General features: G+C 59.9%; 16 protein-coding genes. 6 read left to right on the forward strand and 10 right to left on the reverse strand.

Going from position 1 to position 17,422, the window contains the following annotated elements; all coding sequences use genetic code 11:
- Positions 1–28: 28 nt before the first annotated feature.
- From PMI18_RS10710 to PMI18_RS10700, 3 genes are all read right to left on the reverse strand, one after another.
- Positions 29–1,687 carry a Na/Pi cotransporter family protein gene (locus tag PMI18_RS10710; RefSeq protein WP_007902911.1) on the reverse strand — a complete coding sequence of 553 codons (1,659 nt, stop codon included), beginning with the start codon at positions 1,685–1,687 and terminating at the stop codon, positions 29–31.
- A gap of 347 nt (positions 1,688–2,034) precedes the next feature.
- On the reverse strand, positions 2,035–2,802 hold the full coding sequence (locus PMI18_RS10705) for a TerC family protein (protein ID WP_007902912.1): 768 nt from the start codon (positions 2,800–2,802) through the stop codon (positions 2,035–2,037).
- A gap of 86 nt (positions 2,803–2,888) precedes the next feature.
- Positions 2,889–4,196 carry a CitMHS family transporter gene (locus tag PMI18_RS10700; protein WP_007902913.1) on the reverse strand — a complete coding sequence of 436 codons (1,308 nt, stop codon included), beginning with the start codon at positions 4,194–4,196 and terminating at the stop codon, positions 2,889–2,891.
- A 320-nt stretch (positions 4,197–4,516) separates the two neighbouring features.
- Here PMI18_RS10700 and PMI18_RS10695 point away from each other — a divergent pair, with 320 nt between their 5' ends.
- On the forward strand, positions 4,517–4,918 hold the full coding sequence (locus PMI18_RS10695) for a GFA family protein (RefSeq protein WP_007902914.1): 402 nt from the start codon (positions 4,517–4,519) through the stop codon (positions 4,916–4,918).
- Here the strand turns inward: PMI18_RS10695 and PMI18_RS10690 are convergent, their stop codons facing one another.
- Entirely contained in the window at positions 4,919–5,245 is a 327-nt protein-coding gene (locus tag PMI18_RS10690; protein ID WP_007902915.1) for a DOPA 4,5-dioxygenase family protein, read from the reverse strand. It abuts the gene before it with no gap.
- Positions 5,246–5,331: 86 nt separating this feature from the next.
- On the opposite strand from PMI18_RS10690, the gene PMI18_RS10685 reads away from it, so the two are divergent.
- On the forward strand, positions 5,332–5,997 hold the full coding sequence (locus PMI18_RS10685; RefSeq protein ID WP_007902917.1) for an NAD(P)-dependent oxidoreductase: 666 nt from the start codon (positions 5,332–5,334) through the stop codon (positions 5,995–5,997).
- Positions 5,998–6,064: 67 nt separating this feature from the next.
- Here the strand turns inward: PMI18_RS10685 and PMI18_RS10680 are convergent, their stop codons facing one another.
- On the reverse strand, positions 6,065–7,015 hold the full coding sequence (locus PMI18_RS10680) for a choline sulfate utilization transcriptional regulator (RefSeq protein ID WP_007902919.1): 951 nt from the start codon (positions 7,013–7,015) through the stop codon (positions 6,065–6,067).
- 114 nt (positions 7,016–7,129) lie between these two features.
- Between PMI18_RS10680 and betC the strand changes: the two genes are divergently transcribed.
- The 3 genes from betC (at position 7,130) to PMI18_RS10665 (ending at position 11,327) form a co-directional block, all read left to right on the forward strand.
- Positions 7,130–8,644, forward strand: coding sequence for a choline-sulfatase (gene betC / locus PMI18_RS10675; RefSeq protein ID WP_007902921.1), 1,515 nt, complete (start codon positions 7,130–7,132; stop codon positions 8,642–8,644).
- 16 nt (positions 8,645–8,660) lie between these two features.
- A complete protein-coding gene (choX, locus tag PMI18_RS10670) occupies positions 8,661–9,581 on the forward strand; it encodes a choline ABC transporter substrate-binding protein (RefSeq protein WP_007902923.1) in 921 nt (306 codons plus the stop codon).
- Positions 9,582–9,758: 177 nt separating this feature from the next.
- Entirely contained in the window at positions 9,759–11,327 is a 1,569-nt protein-coding gene (locus PMI18_RS10665) for a SulP family inorganic anion transporter (protein WP_007902925.1), read from the forward strand.
- A gap of 129 nt (positions 11,328–11,456) precedes the next feature.
- On the opposite strand, the gene aroE is transcribed toward PMI18_RS10665, so the two are convergent.
- Both aroE and hemF read right to left on the reverse strand, forming a co-directional pair.
- Entirely contained in the window at positions 11,457–12,278 is an 822-nt protein-coding gene (gene aroE / locus PMI18_RS10660) for a shikimate dehydrogenase (protein ID WP_007902927.1), read from the reverse strand.
- 81 nt (positions 12,279–12,359) lie between these two features.
- The gene (hemF, locus tag PMI18_RS10655) at positions 12,360–13,274 is read right to left on the reverse strand and encodes an oxygen-dependent coproporphyrinogen oxidase (protein WP_007902928.1); all 915 of its coding nucleotides are present in this window, start codon (positions 13,272–13,274) and stop codon (positions 12,360–12,362) included.
- A gap of 173 nt (positions 13,275–13,447) precedes the next feature.
- On the opposite strand from hemF, the gene PMI18_RS10650 reads away from it, so the two are divergent.
- Complete coding sequence (locus PMI18_RS10650) at positions 13,448–14,425, forward strand: NADPH:quinone reductase (RefSeq protein ID WP_007902930.1); 978 nt, start codon at positions 13,448–13,450, stop codon at positions 14,423–14,425.
- A gap of 138 nt (positions 14,426–14,563) precedes the next feature.
- Here PMI18_RS10650 and PMI18_RS10645 read toward each other — a convergent pair whose 3' ends face one another.
- From PMI18_RS10645 to PMI18_RS10635, 3 genes are all read right to left on the reverse strand, one after another.
- Entirely contained in the window at positions 14,564–15,121 is a 558-nt protein-coding gene (locus tag PMI18_RS10645) for an L-threonylcarbamoyladenylate synthase (protein ID WP_007902933.1), read from the reverse strand.
- A gap of 54 nt (positions 15,122–15,175) precedes the next feature.
- On the reverse strand, positions 15,176–16,276 hold the full coding sequence (gene dprA / locus PMI18_RS10640) for a DNA-processing protein DprA (protein WP_007902938.1): 1,101 nt from the start codon (positions 16,274–16,276) through the stop codon (positions 15,176–15,178).
- A gap of 80 nt (positions 16,277–16,356) precedes the next feature.
- On the reverse strand, positions 16,357–17,382 hold the full coding sequence (locus PMI18_RS10635; RefSeq protein WP_007902940.1) for a LysM peptidoglycan-binding domain-containing protein: 1,026 nt from the start codon (positions 17,380–17,382) through the stop codon (positions 16,357–16,359).
- Positions 17,383–17,422 lie beyond the last annotated feature (40 nt).

Consider the following 17,422-nt stretch of genomic DNA (forward strand, 5'->3'; position numbering starts at 1 on the left):
TCAACAGACTTCAAGCAACTGTGGACGTTCAGGGTGAATGAGTGATGTCAGTCAAATCGTCGACCGCCAGAGCGCCGGTGTCCGAAGTGCCCAACACTGCATAGGCGCTGCTGCAGAACAGCGAGTTCAAGCGTCTCATGTCAGCAATCAGTTCCAGATGCAGCGAACTGGTCTCGATACTTTGCACGATCTTACGGTTTAAACGGCTGACATGAGCGTGGGCCAGGCGGCGTTCCTGTGCGCGAAAGCGACGTTTCTCACGCAGTAACTGGCGAGCACTTTCCGGGTCGGCACTGAGAAATACCGACAACCCCAGACGCAGGTTGGCAATCAGCTGACTGTGCAGCCCCGCCAACTCCTCCAGGCCCACCTCGGAAAAAGACCGGCGTTGCGAGGTTTTCTGCTGCTGAACCTTGCGCAGCATACGTTCGATCAGATCGCTGGAGAGTTTCAGGTTGATCGCCAGCTCTATGGTTTCCGCCCAGCGCCGGCTGTCCTGTTCGCTGAGGTCTTCGCGGGGCATTTGCGCCAGATAGAGTTTGATGGCGCTGTAGAGCGCTTCGACATCATCGGTCAGGCGACGAATTTCCTGGGTGACGGCGGTCTGTTTGCCGCGCAGCACGTCGAGCATGGCTTCGAGCATGCTGTCGACCAGATCGCCGATGCGCAGGGTTTCCCGGGCAGCATTGGCCAGCGCCAGACTCGGGGTGACCAATGCCGTCGGGTCAAGATGCCGTGGTTTGGCCGTGCCATTGATGTCCGGCCGCTCTGGCAGCAACCACGCACAGAGCTTGGCCATCGGCCCGACACTGGGCAACAGGATCAGGCAACGCACGGTGTTGTAGAGCAGGTGGAACCCGATGACCATTTCCTGAGGGCTGAAGTCGAGGCTGTCGATCCAGTGCGCCAGCGGATCGAGTACCGGAATGATCAGCAGCAGGCCAATCAGTTTGTACAGCAGACTGCCGAGCGCCACCTGACGGCCGGCCGCGTTCTGCATGCTGGTGCTGAGGAAAGCCAGAATGCCGCTGCCGATGTTGGCGCCGATCACCAGGCCGATGGCCACTGGCAGACTGATCACGCTGGCACCGGCGAGGGTCGCGGTCAGCAAAACGGCGGCCAGGCTGGAGTAGGAAATCATCGCGAACAGCGCGCCGACCAAGGCATCGAGCAGGATGTCGCCGGTCAGGGAGGCGAAGATGACCTTCACCCCTTGCGCCTGAGTGATCGGCGCGGCGGCCTCGACGATCAGTTGCAGCGCCAGAATGATCAGCCCCAGACCGATACCGACCCGGCCCATCTGCCCGACCCGGGTCTGCTTGCGCGACAGAAAGAAAATCACCCCGAGGAAAATCAGCAGCGGCGACAGCCACGACAAGTCGAGGGTCAGTACCCGCGCCATCAGCGCGGTACCCACGTCGGCGCCGAGCATGGTCGCCAGGGCCGGCGTCAGCGCCATCAGGCCCTGACCGACAAATGAGGTCACGAGCATGGCGGTGGCATTGCTGCTCTGGACCATGGCGGTCACCATGATCCCGGCGACAAACGCCAGCCAGCGCCTGGACATGTTATGAGCAATCACGTGGCGCAAGTTGGAGCCATAAACCCGCAGGATGCCGGTTCGGACGATGTGCGTGCCCCAGATCAAAAGGGCCACGGCCGATAACAAATTGAGCAGGGTGAGCATACAGGCCCCCTGTGGTGGTAGCGCCCCAGTGGGGCAAGTCGACGGTGCCGCGCGTTTTTCTACGTTCTGTACATAAGCTGTAGTTGGCTAACGGTCTGGACGCCAGCATCGCATAGCTAAAGAGGCGATTGAAACAAAACTGTCATGAAAACAGTTTGCTGTAGAGGAGAGAAAGGGGGCGTACAGATAGCACATTGAGCAAACAAATGTGGGAGCTAGCCTGCCCTGTAGGAGCGAGGCTTGCCCGCGAAGGCGGTGTGTCAGTTAACAACAATGTCGACTGACACACCGCCTTCGCGGGCAAGCCTCGCTCCTACAGGGCAGGCTAGCTCCCACACAGAGTCGGGTTACTGCCCCGGAACATCCTTACGCAGTTTCACCGGCTCCTGCTGTTTGCGCTTTCTCGCCATGGCGGTGCGCATCTTGATGTTGATCGCTTCCACCGCCAGCGAGAACGCCATGGCGAAGTAGACGTAGCCTTTTGGCAAGTGCACGTCGAGCGATTCGGCAATCAGTACGGTACCCACCAGCAACAGGAACGACAGCGCCAGCATCTTCAGCGACGGGTGCTTGTCGATGAACGCGCTAATGGTGCCCGAGGCCGCCATCATCACCAGTACGGCAACAACGATCGCCGCGACCATCACCGGTACGTGGGACACCATGCCCACCGCGGTGATTACCGAGTCCAGCGAGAACACGATGTCGATGATCGCGATCTGGATGATGGTGTACAGGAAGTTGCCGCCCTTGCCCGAAGGTTCGTCGCCGCCTTCATCTTCGCCTTCCAGCGCGTGGTACATCTCTTGCGAGCTCTTCCACAACAAGAACAGACCACCGAAGAACAGGATCAGGTCTCGCCCGGAAATACCCTGGCCAAACACTTCGAACAGGTCTGCGGTGAGGCGCATGACCCAGGTGATCGACAGCAGCAACAGGATCCGCGTGATCATGGCCAGCGCCAGGCCGAAAATCCGGGTGCGCGCCTGCATGTGCTTGGGCATGCGGCTGACCAGGATCGAAATCATGATGATGTTGTCGATGCCCAGGACGATCTCCAGGGCAGTCAGGGTGAAGAAGGCAACCCAGATTTCAGGGTTGGTCAGCCATTCCATGTGTATTCCTTTGAGCGAGTGTTTAAACCACAAAGGGCCCAGGCTTCAAACAACAAAGCCTGGACCCGTCATGGTGAGTCTTGGGCTTATAGAGTGCTGAACAGCGGAAAAATCCCCATCAGCAATGCAGCGACCAGTATGCACAGGCAAACCAGCACTGCCCACTTCAAGGTGAACCGCTGATGATCACCGAATTCGATACCGGCCAGGGCCACCAACAGGTAAGTCGATGGTACCAGCGGGCTCAGCAAGTGGACGGGCTGACCGACGATCGAGGCACGTGCCATTTCCACCGCGGTTATACCGTAATGACTGGCGGCTTCGGCAAGTACCGGTAACACGCCGTAATAAAAAGCATCGTTCGACATGAAGAATGTGAACGGCATGCTCACCAGCGCGGTGATCACGGCCAGGTACGGCCCGAGGAAATCCGGGATAACCGCCAGCAGGCTTTTCGACATGGCGTCGACCATGCCGGTGCCCGTCAGGATACCGGTGAAGATACCCGCGGCAAAGATCAACCCGACCACCGCCAGTACGCTACCGGCGTGGGCCGCAACGCGGTCCTTCTGCTGTTGCAGGCACGGGTAGTTGACGATCATCGCAATACTGAACGCCACCATGAACAGTACCGGCAGCGGCAACAAGCCGGCGATCAAGGTACCCATCAGCGCCAGGGTCAGCGCGCCGTTGAACCAGATCAACTTCGGACGACGAGCATCCGGGAACTGCGAAACGCTGATTTCGCTGTGATCGATTTCATCACCGACCAGGTGCAGTTCACCCAGACGCGCACGCTCGCGTTTACCGTAGAAGTAGGCAATCGCCAGGATAGCCACCACGCCGGCCAGCATCGCCGGAATCATTGGCACAAAGATGTCGGACGGGTCTACATGCAACGCACTGGCCGCACGGGCGGTCGGGCCACCCCATGGGGTCATGTTCATCACGCCACCGGCGAGGATGATCAGACCGGCCATGATCCGCGGGCTCATGCCGATGCGGCTGTAGAGCGGCAGCATGGCGGCCACGCAGATCATATAAGTGGTCGCGCCGTCACCATCAAGGGAAACGACGAGCGCCAGAACGGCGGTGCCGACCGAAACTTTCAACGGGTCGCCCTTGACCAGTTTGAGGATCTTGCGCACGGCCGGGTCGAACAGACCGGAGTCGATCATCAGGGCGAAGTAGAGAATGGCGAACATCAGCATCACGCCGGTCGGCGCGAGCTTGGTGATGCCTTCAAGCATCATCGGACCGATCTTCGGCGAGAAACCGCCGAACAGGGCGAAGATAATCGGGATGATGATCAGAGCGATCAGCGCGGACAGGCGCTTGGTCATGATCAGGAACATGAACGTGATGACCATGGCGAAGCCAAGGAAAGTCAGCATAGGAATACTCCAGGCGTAGCGCGGCTAGGGAATGGCGAACCGGATGGGGTCAGCGCAGAACGGGAAGCACGAGACGTACGGGCGGAGTGACAGCGAAGAGGCGGGTAGTAGCGGACATCAGAATCACCATTGTTGTTGTTTAATGGACCGGGCGGGCGATAAAACACTCGCATTGGCCAACCGGTCTGTTGCCGGCAGTGAGGGCGATCCTAATCGGGGAAGCTTTCAGCCAGCTTTCGCTGGTGAAAGCATTGACCGAATGTGCAACCGGTCGTCGGGCCGGGTTTAGAGTCCGTAAACACGGGGTCAGGAGAAAAAACATGGGCGAACTTCACACCGGCGGCTGCCACTGCGGACAAATGCGTTATCAATTCAGCGGGCCATTGCACGATATTGCTCACTGCCATTGCTCGATTTGCCGGCGAGTCAGCGGCGGGATCGTGACCACTTGGATCACCGTGCCCGCCTCAGCATTTGAATGGATGGCGGGTACGCCGTCCCGGTACGAGTCTTCGTCCACCTGTGTGCGGTATTTCTGCGGCAACTGTGGGGCGCAACTGGCGCTGGTGACGAAGCTCAGCCCCGAGAGCATCGACGTGACCATCGCCACCCTTGACCATCCCGAGCAGGCTCCGGCCGAGCGACATATCTGGACTGACAGTCGTTTGCCCTGGCTGCATCTGGACGAGCACTTGCCCGGCGAGGCCCAAGAGCAACTCTGATCAGAAAATAGACAGGTTCAGCGGCCGGATCGCGCCCATCCAGATCGCGTGTTCGGTGTGGTCGAGCAGATCGTCGCCCGTGTCCGGGTGCAGGAACACCACCAAACCCTTGCGGTTGAGCGCCAGCCACGGCAACACCTCGCCAATGTATTGCGGCTCGAAAGCCAATTGGCAGCTCCAGTCCGGGTGCGGGCCGACCGGGCGTTCGTGCACGCGCCCCATCTTCAGTGGAAACAATTGCGCTGCCTGCTCACACAAGGCCCGTGCCTGTGGCAGGGTGCTGGCATCGAAGTAGACATGGGCGTGGTAACCCTTGATCTGTTTCATCTCAAACCCCTCTAAAACTACTTGTCGAACCCACCCCGCTTCCCGCAGGTCACACGCTATATAGGCAGCAAGTACGGAGCACATCCATGAAAAATGCCGAAACCCCGGTGGTGAAGGTAGTGCTTTATGGTGCCATGAGTAGCTTGGGCAGCGCGCTGATGGCTGAAATGCTACGGCGCCAGCATGAAGTGATCGCGATTCTCGATGACCTGAACGCGCTCGCGCCGCGCCCGGGTTTACGCACCAAGGCTGGTGACCTGTTCGATGCCAAGCGGGTCAAGCAGAGCGTGGCCGGCTGTTCGGCGGTAATCTGCCTGCTCGATGCGCCAGGGTTGCCGATGAACAGTGAACACATCGAAAAATCCATCGTGCCCGGCCCAGTCGAGGAGGTGCTGGCGGTGGATGCACTGATCGACGGCATGCAGGCCGCAGGCATTTCCCGGCTGTTTGTGGTGGGCGATTTCGAGGTGCTGGACGACCCGGAAATCGAAGACCCGCTGCAACGCCACGCCGCCGAAGAAATCCGCGAGTCTCTGCAAAGCAGCTCGTTGCACTGGACCTTGGTGAATGCACCTCGGCGCGTGCCCGGGCTGACCATCGAGCATTTCAGTCACGTCAGCAGTAGCCTGGAGCCTGGCCTGGCCACAGCGCTGGAACGGCTGAACAGGGTAGCCGTAGGGATTGCCGATGAGCTGCACCTGAACCTGCATGTTGGTGAACATGTAAGTTTTGTTGGGACTTCGGAATCGTAGAAGATCGCAGCCTTTGGCAGCTCCTATGCACCTGTGGGCGCTGCCGAAGGCTGCGATCTTTTCGCACTCACACCGCAATCGAAGGTAAAGGAAGACCATTGAGCGATTGCGCACTGCTGGCCTGTTCCGCCATCAACCAATCCACAAACAGCTGAATCAACGCCCCACGCCGTTTGCGTTGGGGCAGGACCACGTAATACCCCAGCCTGGAAATCACCGTGTCGGCAATCGGGCGACACAACAGACCTTGCGCCAGCAAGTTATCCACAAGGTGCCGCCAACCGATCGCAACGCCCTGGCCGCCAATCGCCGCCTGAATCAGCAAGGTGTAATTGTCGAAGCGCAGTTGCCCCGGAGCCGGGGCCGATGTGATCCCCAGCTCGCGAAACACGCCGCTCCAGTCGAACCAGTTACTGCTGTGTTCGCCTCGCAGGTGCAACAACGGAAACTCCAGCAATGACTGGGCCGGCAAGGGTAGGGCGCGGTCCTTCAATAGCAGCGGGCTGCACACCGGAAACACCTCTTCGCTGAACAGCCAATGACTCTCGCCTTGCTTGAACCGGCCATCGCCGAACAGCACCGCCACATCGATATCGGTTCGCAGCATGTTGTGGCTGCGTTCGCTGGTGACCAGGCTGACGTCCACTTGAGGGTTAGCGGTATGGAAGCGGTGCAGACGCGGCATCAGCCAGTACGCGGCGAAGGCAAAGTCGGTGGCTACCTGCAACACTTCGTGCTGTTGTTGTGCGCTGATTGCGCTCAATCCCGCGTCGATGTTCTGCAAACCGAGCTGAACTTGCTCGAACAGAATGGTCCCGGCCTCAGTCAGTTCAATGCCGCGATAGATACGGTCGAACAACCGTGTAGCGAGCTGTTCTTCCAATCGTTTGATCTGCTGACTGATGGCCGGTTGCGTGGTGCCGAGCTCCACCGCGGCGGCGGTGAAACTGCGTTGCCGGGCTGCGGCTTCAAAGGCACGCAGCAGGTCCAGGGACAAATCACCGAGGGCGTCATACATAAGCTGTGCTTATCCTAGTCATTGCCTGGCATGGGCTTTACCACAAAGATTATGGACTCCATGCTCGATCACAGCACTCTCGCATAAATATCCACTATGGAATGCCGCGATCACATGAAGCGCAAAAATATTCTTTTCATCATGGCCGATCAAATGGCCGCGCCAATGTTGCCGTTCTACGGCCCTTCGCCTATCAAACTGCCGAATCTCAGCCGCCTCGCCGCCGAAGGCGTGGTGTTCGACGCCGCTTATTGCAATAGCCCTCTTTGCGCGCCGTCGCGTTTCACCCTGGTCAGTGGCCAGTTACCGAGCAAGATCGGCGCTTACGACAACGCGGCCGATTTCCCCGCCGATGTTCCGACCTATGCCCATTACCTGCGGCGCCTTGGTTATCGCACCGCGCTGTCGGGCAAGATGCATTTCTGCGGCCCGGACCAGTTGCACGGCTACGAAGAACGCCTGACCAGCGACATCTACCCGGCCGACTATGGTTGGGCGGTGAACTGGGACGAGCCGGACGTGCGTCCGACCTGGTACCACAACATGTCGTCGGTACTGCAAGCCGGCCCATGCGTGCGCACCAATCAGCTGGATTTCGACGAAGAGGTGGTATTCAAGGCCCAGCAATACCTGTTCGATCACATCCGCGAAGATGGCGATCAGCCGTTTTGCCTGACCGTGTCGATGACTCACCCACACGACCCGTACACAATTCCCAAGGCTTTCTGGGATATGTACGACGACGCCGACATCCCTTTGCCCGAAACACCTGCACAGGATCAACTTGATCCTCACTCCCAGCGTTTGCTCAAAGTCTATGACCTGTGGGACAAGCCGCTGCCTGTGGATAAGATTCGCGACGCGCGCCGCGCCTACTTCGGTGCGTGCAGCTATATTGACAGCAATGTCGGCAAACTTCTGCAAACACTCGAGGAAACCGGGCTTATCGATGACACCATTATCGTGTTCTCCGGTGACCACGGCGACATGCTCGGCGAGCGCGGCCTCTGGTACAAAATGCACTGGTACGAAATGGCTGCCCGTGTACCGCTGTTGATCAGTGCACCAGGGCAATTCGGGGCTGGGCGGGTCAGCGCGGCGGTGTCCACTGCCGACCTGCTGCCGACCTTTGTCGAACTGGCCGGTGGCTCACTGGAGCCGGGGCTGCCGCTGGACGGCCGCTCGCTGGTTTCGCATCTGCAAGGGCAGGGCGGTCACGACGAAGTGTTTGGTGAGTACATGGCCGAAGGCACCATCAGCCCATTGATGATGATTCGCCGCGGCGCTTACAAATTCATCTACAGCGAAGATGACCCTTGCCTACTCTTCGATGTACATAACGACCCGAAGGAACAGGAAGAACTTAGCCAATCGCCGCAATATCGGCAGCTTTTCGAAGAGTTTCTCGCCGAAGCGCGGGCCAAATGGGATATCCCGGCGATCCACCAACAGGTGCTCGCCAGTCAGCGGCGCCGACGTTTCGTCGCCGACGCCCTGACCATCGGCAAGCTGAAGAGCTGGGATCACCAGCCGCTGGTAGACGCCAGTCAGCAATACATGCGTAACCACATCGACCTCGACGATCTGGAACGTAAAGCACGTTATCCACAACCCTGCCAAAACCAATAACGTTAAGGGGAAGTCCATGCAAAGGTTATCCACAGTACTGACGGTCGGGCTTCTGGCTCTGGGCAGTGCCTCGGCCTACGCCGAGCAAAGCTGCGAGACGGTGAAAATGGCCGACCCTGGCTGGAGCGACATCGCTGCAACCAACGCCATCACCGGTTTTCTGCTGGACGGCATGGGCTACAAGGCCAAGGTCGACACGCTGGCGGTGCCAATCACCTTCGGCGGTCTGAAGGATGGCCAGGTGGACGTGTTTTTGGGTAACTGGATGCCGGCGCAGCAGGGCTTCTACGACAAGTTCGTGGCCAATGGCGACGTTACTCAACTGGCGAAAAACCTCGACGGCACCGAGTTCACGCTGGCGGTTCCGGATTACGTGTGGGACGCGGGTGTGCATAACTTTAATGACTTGAACAAGTTCGCCGACAAGTTTGACAAGAAGATCTATGGCATCGGCTCCGGCGCCCCGGCGAACATTTCGCTGCAAGAGATCATCAAGAAGAACGACTTCAATATGGGTCAGTGGAAACTGGTCGAATCCAGCGAGCAGGCGATGCTGGCCGAAGTGTCTCGGGCGGTGAAGAAACAGAAGTTCGTGACCTTCCTCGGCTGGACGCCTCACCCGATGAACGTGCAGTTGAAAATGCATTACCTGAAGGGTGGCGAGAAATACTTCGGTGACACCGGCAGCGTTTATACACTGACCCGCAAAGGTTATGCACAGGCCTGCCCGAACGTCGGCAAACTGCTCACCAACCTGAGTTTTACCCAAGAAATGGAGAACAGCATCATGGCCGAGGTGGTGAACAAAAAGGTCAGCAACGCCGAGGCGGCCAAGGCGTGGATCAAGGCTAATCCGGCGGTGCTGGATAAGTGGCTGGACGGTGTGAAGACCGTGGACGGAAAGGATGCGTTGCCGGCGGTGAAAGCGAAGCTGTAACTCCCTGCGCTGATCGTTCCCACGCTCCGCGTGGGAATGCATCCCGTGACGCTCCGCGTCACATTCAGAAGCGGACGCGGAGCGTCCATGGCGGCATTCCCACGCGGAGCGTGGGAACGATCAGCGATCGGTGTCTCGTCCTGCTACCCTTGCGCAAAACCCCACCCGAGAGGACCCATGGCCTTCCCCAGCCGCCATTCACTCTTTCCCTTCCTGACCTGGTTGCCCCGGCAAACCCGCGCCAGCGTCGGCCGTGACCTGATTGTCGGCCTGAGCGGCGCGATTCTCGCGTTGCCGCAATCCATTGCCTACGCGCTGATTGCCGGTCTCCCACCGGAATACGGCTTGTACGCCGCGATTATCCCGGTGCTGATCGCCTGCCTCTGGGGTTCGTCGTGGCATTTGATCTGCGGTCCTACGGCGGCCATTTCCATCGTCCTGTACGCCAGCGTCAGTCCTCTGGCCGTCCCCGCGTCGCAGGACTACGTCTCGCTGATCCTGCTTCTGACACTCCTGGCGGGCATTTTCCAGTGGCTGCTGGGTTTGCTGCGTTTCGGCGCCTTGGTGAATTTCGTCTCTCACTCGGTGGTGCTGGGCTTCACCCTCGGCGCAGCGGTGGTGATTGCCATTGGGCAACTGCCGAACTTGCTTGGGCTGGATGTGCTCAACCAGGCCACGGCGCTGAACAGCCTGCTGCTGTTGTTCAGTCATCTCAGTGAGGTGGACAAACCCTCGCTGGTACTGGGTCTGGCCACGGTCGGGGTGGGCATCGCGCTGAAACTGCTGGTGCCGCGCTGGCCGACGTTGTTGATCGCTCTGGCCCTGAGCGGATTGCTAGTGTGGCTGTGGCCAGCGATGTTCGGCCATGTGCAGTTGGTGAGCGCCTTTGTCGGGCGGCTGCCGCCCTTCAGCCCGTTGCCGCTGGATCTGGATCTGGTGTTGCGCCTGCTGCCCAGCGCGGTGGCGGTCGGCATGCTCGGGCTGGTGACGAGCCTGTCGATTGCCCGCTCCTTGTCGGTGCGTTCGCAACAGCTGCTCGACGCCAATCAAGAAGTCCGCGCCCAGGGTTTTTCGAACATGGTCGGTGCGTTTTTTTCCGGCTCGCTGTCAGCCGGTTCCTTCACCCGCTCGGCCCTGAGCTATGACGCCGGTGCCTGCTCACCGTTGGCGGGAGTCTTTTCCGCGATGTGGGTGGCCTTATTCGCTATCTTCGGTGCGGTATTGATCGCGCACATTCCGATCCCGGCCATGGCCGGCAGCATTTTGTTGATCGCTTGGGGATTGGTGGACCATCGCGGCATTCGCGCGTTGTTGCGGGTAAGCCGTGCCGAGTTTCTGGTCATGGCGCTGACCTGTGTTGCGACGCTGTTGCTGGAGTTGCAAACAGCGATCTACGCCGGAGTGCTGGCTTCGCTGTTCTTCTACCTCAAACGCACCTCGCAACCTCGGGTGCAGCATTGGCGTGAGGGCGACGAGGACATTCTGCGAGTCGGCGGTTCGATCTTTTTCGGCGCCAGCCATTACCTGCAAGTGCGATTGCAACGGATGCACGGCGCGCGGGTCGTGATCGAGGCGCAGCAGATCAACTTCATCGACTATTCGGGCGTGGAAATGCTGCACCAGGAAGCGCGACGGCTGCTGCGCCAGGATCGCAGCCTGACCCTGCGGCGGGCGCGGCCGCAGGTGGTGGAGGAGTTGAGGAAGCTCGAAGGGGCGGAGAAATGCCCGATCCGCTTCGAAGATTGAAACACCCAACCCTGGAATAAACACCGACCACTGTGGCGAGGGAGCTTGCTCCCGCTCGGGTGCGAAGCGCCCGCAGATTTTAGGGTCGCTTCGCAACCCAACGGGAGCAAGCTCCCTCGCCACAGAGAACTAAGCGGCGAGCTGGCGTCGGAGCTCGGCCAGCACCGGCGCCGTATCCGGGCGCACACCGCGCCACAGGTAAAAAGCTTCCGCCGCCTGCTCGGCCAACATCCCCAAGCCATCCATCGCCACCGCCGCGCCGTGCTCGCTGGCCCAGCGGCAGAAGGAGGTCGGGTCCTTGCCGTACATCATGTCGTAGCAAACCGTCTTGCCCGGCTCGATCAAGCTGCTGGCAATCGGCGGTACATCGCCTGACAGGCTCGCCGACGTAGCGTTGATGATCAGGTCCACCGGCTCCTGCAACCAATCGAAACCACTGGCCGATACCGGCCCCAGGTCCGCGAACAATTCGGCCAGCAATTCGGCCTTTTCCACCGTGCGGTTGGCGATGATCACTGACGCTGGTTGTTCCGCCAGCAACGGCTCCAGCGCCCCGCGCACCGCACCGCCGGCCCCGAGCAGCAGGATGCGTTTACCTGCAAGGCTGAAACCGGCATTGACCGTCAGGTCCCTTACCAGCCCGGCACCATCGGTGTTGTCGCCCAGCAAACTGCCATCGGCCAGTTTGCTCAGGGTATTCACTGCGCCGGCCCGCTGCGCCCGCTTGGTCAAGCTGTTCGCCAAACGATAAGCGTCTTCCTTGAACGGCACCGTCACATTCGCCCCACGCCCTTCACGGAAAAATGCCTGGGCACAGCCGGAAAAATCGTCGAGGGGCGCCAGCAAGGTGCTGTAGTCCAGTTTTTGCCCCGTCTGCTCGGCGAACAAACGGTGGATCAGTGGCGACTTGCTGTGGCCAATCGGATTACCGAATACGACGTAACGATCCATCTACATTCCTCAACCGTAGGAGCTGCCGAAGGCTGCGATCTTGACTGCAGCCCCGACGATGCAAAAACTCAAACCCTGGAATCAGGCCTTGGCCAACCAATCGCGGTCTTGCAGGAAGTACTCGGTCAGGCGCGCTTCTTCACTGCCCGGCTCGGCTTTCCAGTCGTAGGCCCAGCGCACTTGCGGTGGCAGCGACATCAGGATCGACTCGGTACGCCCGCCCGATTGCAGGCCGAATAGCGTGCCGCGGTCATAGACCAGGTTGAACTCGACGTAACGACCACGGCGAAACTCCTGGAATTCACGCTGTTTGGCCGTGAACGCATCGTTCTTGCGGCGCTGCACGATCGGCAGGTACGCATCGATGAACGCATCGCCGATGGCGCGCATGAAGGCGAAGCTGGTGTCGAAGTCCCACTCGTTCAAGTCATCAAAAAACAGGCCGCCGATGCCACGCGGCTCATGGCGATGCTTGATGTGGAAGTAACTGTCGCACCAGGCCTTGTAGCGCGGGTAGACGTCTGGCCCGAACGGCGCGCAGGCCTGTTCGGCGACGCGGTGCCAGTGCACGCAATCTTCTTCATTACCGTAATAAGGGGTCAGGTCGAAGCCGCCACCGAACCACCAGACCGGCTCTTCACCTTCTTTTTCAGCGATGAAAAAGCGCACGTTGGCGTGGGATGTCGGTACATGAGGGTTGTGCGGGTGAATCACCAAAGACACGCCCAAGGCTTCGAAGCCTCGGCCGGCCAGTTCTGGCCGATGAGCGCTGGCGGAGGGTGGGAGTCCGCTGCCAAAGACGTGGGAAAAGTTGACGCCGCCCTTTTCGATGACCGCGCCGTTTTCGATCACCCGGGTGCGACCGCCGCCACCGGCCGGCCGGGTCCAGGCGTCTTCGACGAAACGCGCGCCGCCGTCTTCAGCTTCCAGGGCAGCACATATGCGGTCTTGCAGGTCGAGCAGGTAGGCTTTTACGGCCTCGGTGCGGGTAGTCATGGCATCACCTTGAATCGGGCAAAGCTACGCGGCGCTGATACAGGCCGGCGGCAAATTGCTGCGTAGGATAACACTGCACCTTGTGCCGCCACAGTTGACGAAGATCAAGCTTGGGAGTTCGATAGGGCGCTTGGCGCTACAACTCTAGAAGCCAAGACCTAAGGAGAGTGCAGATGGCAAAGCGTATCCAGTTCCGCGCCCATGGCGGCCCCGAAGTACTCGAGCATGTCGATTACCAGCCCGCCGAACCCGGCCCGCTGCAGGTGCGCGTGACCAACAAGGCCATCGGCCTGAACTTCATTGACACCTATTACCGCGGTGGCCTTTATGCGCCACCTGCCTTGCCGTCGGGCCTGGGCGCTGAAGGCGCGGGTGTGGTCGAAGCAGTCGGCAGCGAAGTCACCCGCTTCAAGATCGGCGATCGCGTGGCGTACGGCAGTGGCCCATTGGGCGCTTATAGCGACGTTCATGTATTGCCGGAAGCCAATCTGGTACATCTGCCAGATGCCATCAGCTTCGAACAAGCCGCCGGCGTGATGCTCAAAGGCCTGACCGTGCAGTACCTGCTGCGTCAGACATATGAACTCAAGGGTGGCGAAACCATCCTGTTTCACGCAGCGGCGGGGGGCGTCGGTTCCCTGGCCTGCCAATGGGCCAAGGCCTTGGGCGTGAAGCTGATTGGCACGGTCAGTTCAGCAGAGAAAGCCACCCTGGCGAAAGCCAATGGTGCCTGGGCGACCATCGATTACAGCCATGAAAACGTCGCACAACGCGTGCTGGAATTGACTGACGGTAAAAAAGTGCCGGTGGTGTACGACGGCGTAGGCAAAGACACCTGGCTGACGTCGCTCGACAGCGTCGCGCCTCGAGGGCTGGTGGTGAGTTTCGGTAATGCTTCGGGCGCAGTAGACGGAGTGAACCTGGGAATTCTCGCGGCAAAGGGTTCGCTGTACGTGACCCGACCGACCCTGGCGACCTACGCCAACAACGCTGAAAACCTGCAAAGCATGGCCGATGAGTTGTTCGAGATGATCATCAGCGGCAAGCTTACGGTAGACATCAGCCAGCGCTATCCATTGGCTGAAGCGGCGAAAGCACAGACCGAATTATCGGCGCGGCGTACGACTGGCTCGACGATTCTATTGCCTTGACACCAGACTGTGGCGAGGGGGCTTGCCCCCGTTGGACTGCGTAGCAGTCCCCAACGTGATAATGCGGTCTGTCAGTTAGAACACAGCGCTCATTGGCGGGTGCTTCGCACCCGAACGGGGGCAAGCCCCCTCGCCACATTAATCTGGGCGCACCACGTGGCCGGTCGCCAGATCACGAATCACGCTCGGATTCTTGCGCCCACCCAGATTACCACCCAGCACCCAATCAACCTGCCCGCGGAAATACTGCTCCACGCGAATCCGCGTCCGCGCCGCCGGCCGCCCCTGAGGGTTGGCCGAGGTTGAAACCAACGGCCCGACCAACGCACACAAATCCCGCACCAATGGGTGATCGCTAACCCGCAACGCCACCGTTTCATGCACACCGGTAATCCACTGGGGCAACATATTTTGATGCGGCACCAGCCAGGTGTTCGGGCCTGGCCAGGTGCTGGCCATGCGATCCATCCACAATTCAGGGAAGTCTTCGAAGAGGAAGTCGAACTGGCGGATATTGTCGGCCACCAGAATCAAGCCTTTATCCACAGACCGCCCCTTGATCAGCAGCAGACGATCCACTGCCTCTTCGTCCCACGGGTTGCAACCCAGGCCCCAGACAGCTTCGGTTGGATAGGCAATGACCGCCCCGGCGCGAACTTCTCGTGCGGCTTGTTGCACACGCCAACTGTTGACCATGAAAGATTCTCCGGAATAAGGCTCTGCGCAGTTTACCGATCTTGCTTATAAAACCTAGTTTACCCGCGCAAACCATCGGCCGCTTTCGCAGACTGCCCTGCCGTCCATTTCCAGTTCCGTCAGCGCTGCCAGCACTTTTGACAACGCCCAGCCACTGGTGACCGCCAAAGCTTCACTGGTGTGGGGCGCGGCATGGAGCAATATGAGCAGCGGGTGAGTTTCCGTCGGTGTGTCTGTGGATAACGGCAGCCGTTGCCAGCCGCGCAAGGCTTCGAGGATGTGCTCGATGGTTTCCACCAGCACCGCACCGTCGCGGATCAGCTGATGACAACCCTTTGCCCCAGGGTGATGGATCGACCCTGGAATCGCATACACCTCACGCCCCTGTTCCGCCGCCAGCCTCGCGGTGATCAACGAACCACTGGCAACACTCGCCTCGACCACCAGCACACCGAGGGACAAACCGCTGATGATTCGATTGCGCCGGGGGAAATTGCTGGGGGAAGGGCCAGCGTCCAGCGGGAACTCCGAAAGGACCGCGCTGCCCGAGGCGATCATGGCGTCCGCCAGTCGCCGATTTCGCTGTGGATAAAAATTTTCCAGCCCCGTGCCAAGTACGCCGACCGTTTGCCCGCCAACGTCCAGAGCCGCCTGATGCGCCGCAGCATCAATGCCCAGGGCCAGACCGCTGGTGATGACAAAACCGGCGCCGGCCAGCGTGCGGGAAAACGCGGCGGCGGTGTCCATGCCCGGTCGCGAAGCACGACGGCTGCCGACCATCGCCAGCTGTGGTTTTTCCAGTATTCCCGGATCGCCTGCGGCGAATAACAGCGGCGGCGCATCACTGATTTGCGCGAGCAACGCGGGGTAGTCAGGTTGGTCCCACATCAGTAAATGCTGGCCCGGGCGCTCTAACCAGGCTAATGCATGACTGGCGCCGTCACGAATTTCGCTGGAGCGCCGGGCTTCCGCGCAGGCGAGTGGCAGGCCCAATGCACGCCAGGCGCTGGCCGGTGCGCTGATGGCTTTGGAGGCAGAGCCGAAGGCCTCAAGCAACTTCTTGAAACGCGCAGGGCCGAGTTCCGGCAAACGGTGCAGGCGTAAACGGGCTTCCAGTTCCGCAGGGGAAATGGACGTACAGGCAGACAGCGACATGGATCATCCTTGATCGTTATAGAGTCCCGTCGAATCGGGAATAAGCTGTGGATAACTCTGTTGGTAACTTGTTAGCAGGCTTAAGGATTTCGCACCTTGTCCATCACCGCCAGGGAGCGCGATGCGTTAAGGACAAGCCCGTAGCTGAGCTTGTCGTAGGTGCGGAATACCATCAGCAAACCGGCCCGCTCGTCGGGAATTTTCAATGGCTGACCGGTAATCCGGTCACGCACGGTTTCACCGGTTTTCATCACCACCAGCACATTGCCTTCGGCCAAGCCATCGCGCTGTCCCTTGTTCAGCGTGACGACATCCAGCGCGCCGATCTGGGTGACCCCACGCGGCACATCAATAATCAAGCCGTTGATGTCGGTTGCCGGCGCACTGGGCATGAAGGTCGAGTTGATCGAGCGCTCTTCACCGCCAAACAGCCGGTCGCCGAGTCGCACCTCCTGAGTGGTGCGTTGCAGGGCCAGGGTGGCGACGTCGCCTTCAGTGGCAATGATCTCGCCGCCACCGATGTCGTCGGCGTTGATCCCCAGAAACTCCTTGCTCTGCGGATCGGTGTAGACCTTGCCCTGACGGAAGATGCCGTACACCGGTTGGGCCGGGTCGAAATGGCCACGCGCGAATATTCGATCACCGGTGCCACTGAGCACCCGTTCGGCATCGCCGGCGACGATGTAGGGCGCCTTGTCGAAATCCTCGACCTTGTCGACGATGCGATTGCTCAGCAGAAAGCTGTTGATCGATTTCAGCGGAATGCTCGGAATGGCATCGGCCACCGGCGAGCTGCGGATTCGTGGCGAAAGCTTGATGGTGCCCCGGGAAGCGCCGCGATTGAGGGTCAGGCGTGGCTGACCGTTGACGTAGACCAGCGACAGCGTATCGCCCGGATAGATGAGATTGGGGTTTTCGATCTGTGGATTGGCCTGCCAAAGCTGCGGCCACTCCCACGGTTCACGCAGGTATTTGGCGGAAATGTCCCAGAGTGTGTCCCCTGCCACCACGGTGTATTGCTGTGGAAAACCTTCCCTGAGTTGCACTTGCCCGTGCGCAAAACCGGCCGAGGCCAGAAGGAGCAAGGCGAGTAGTGATTTCCTCATGCGGTGAATCCCTTTATTATGTACGTTCGCGTGAAACGCC

Origin of the sequence: Pseudomonas sp. GM102 (genome assembly GCF_000282555.1) — a bacterium.
Lineage (GTDB): Bacteria > Pseudomonadota > Gammaproteobacteria > Pseudomonadales > Pseudomonadaceae > Aquipseudomonas.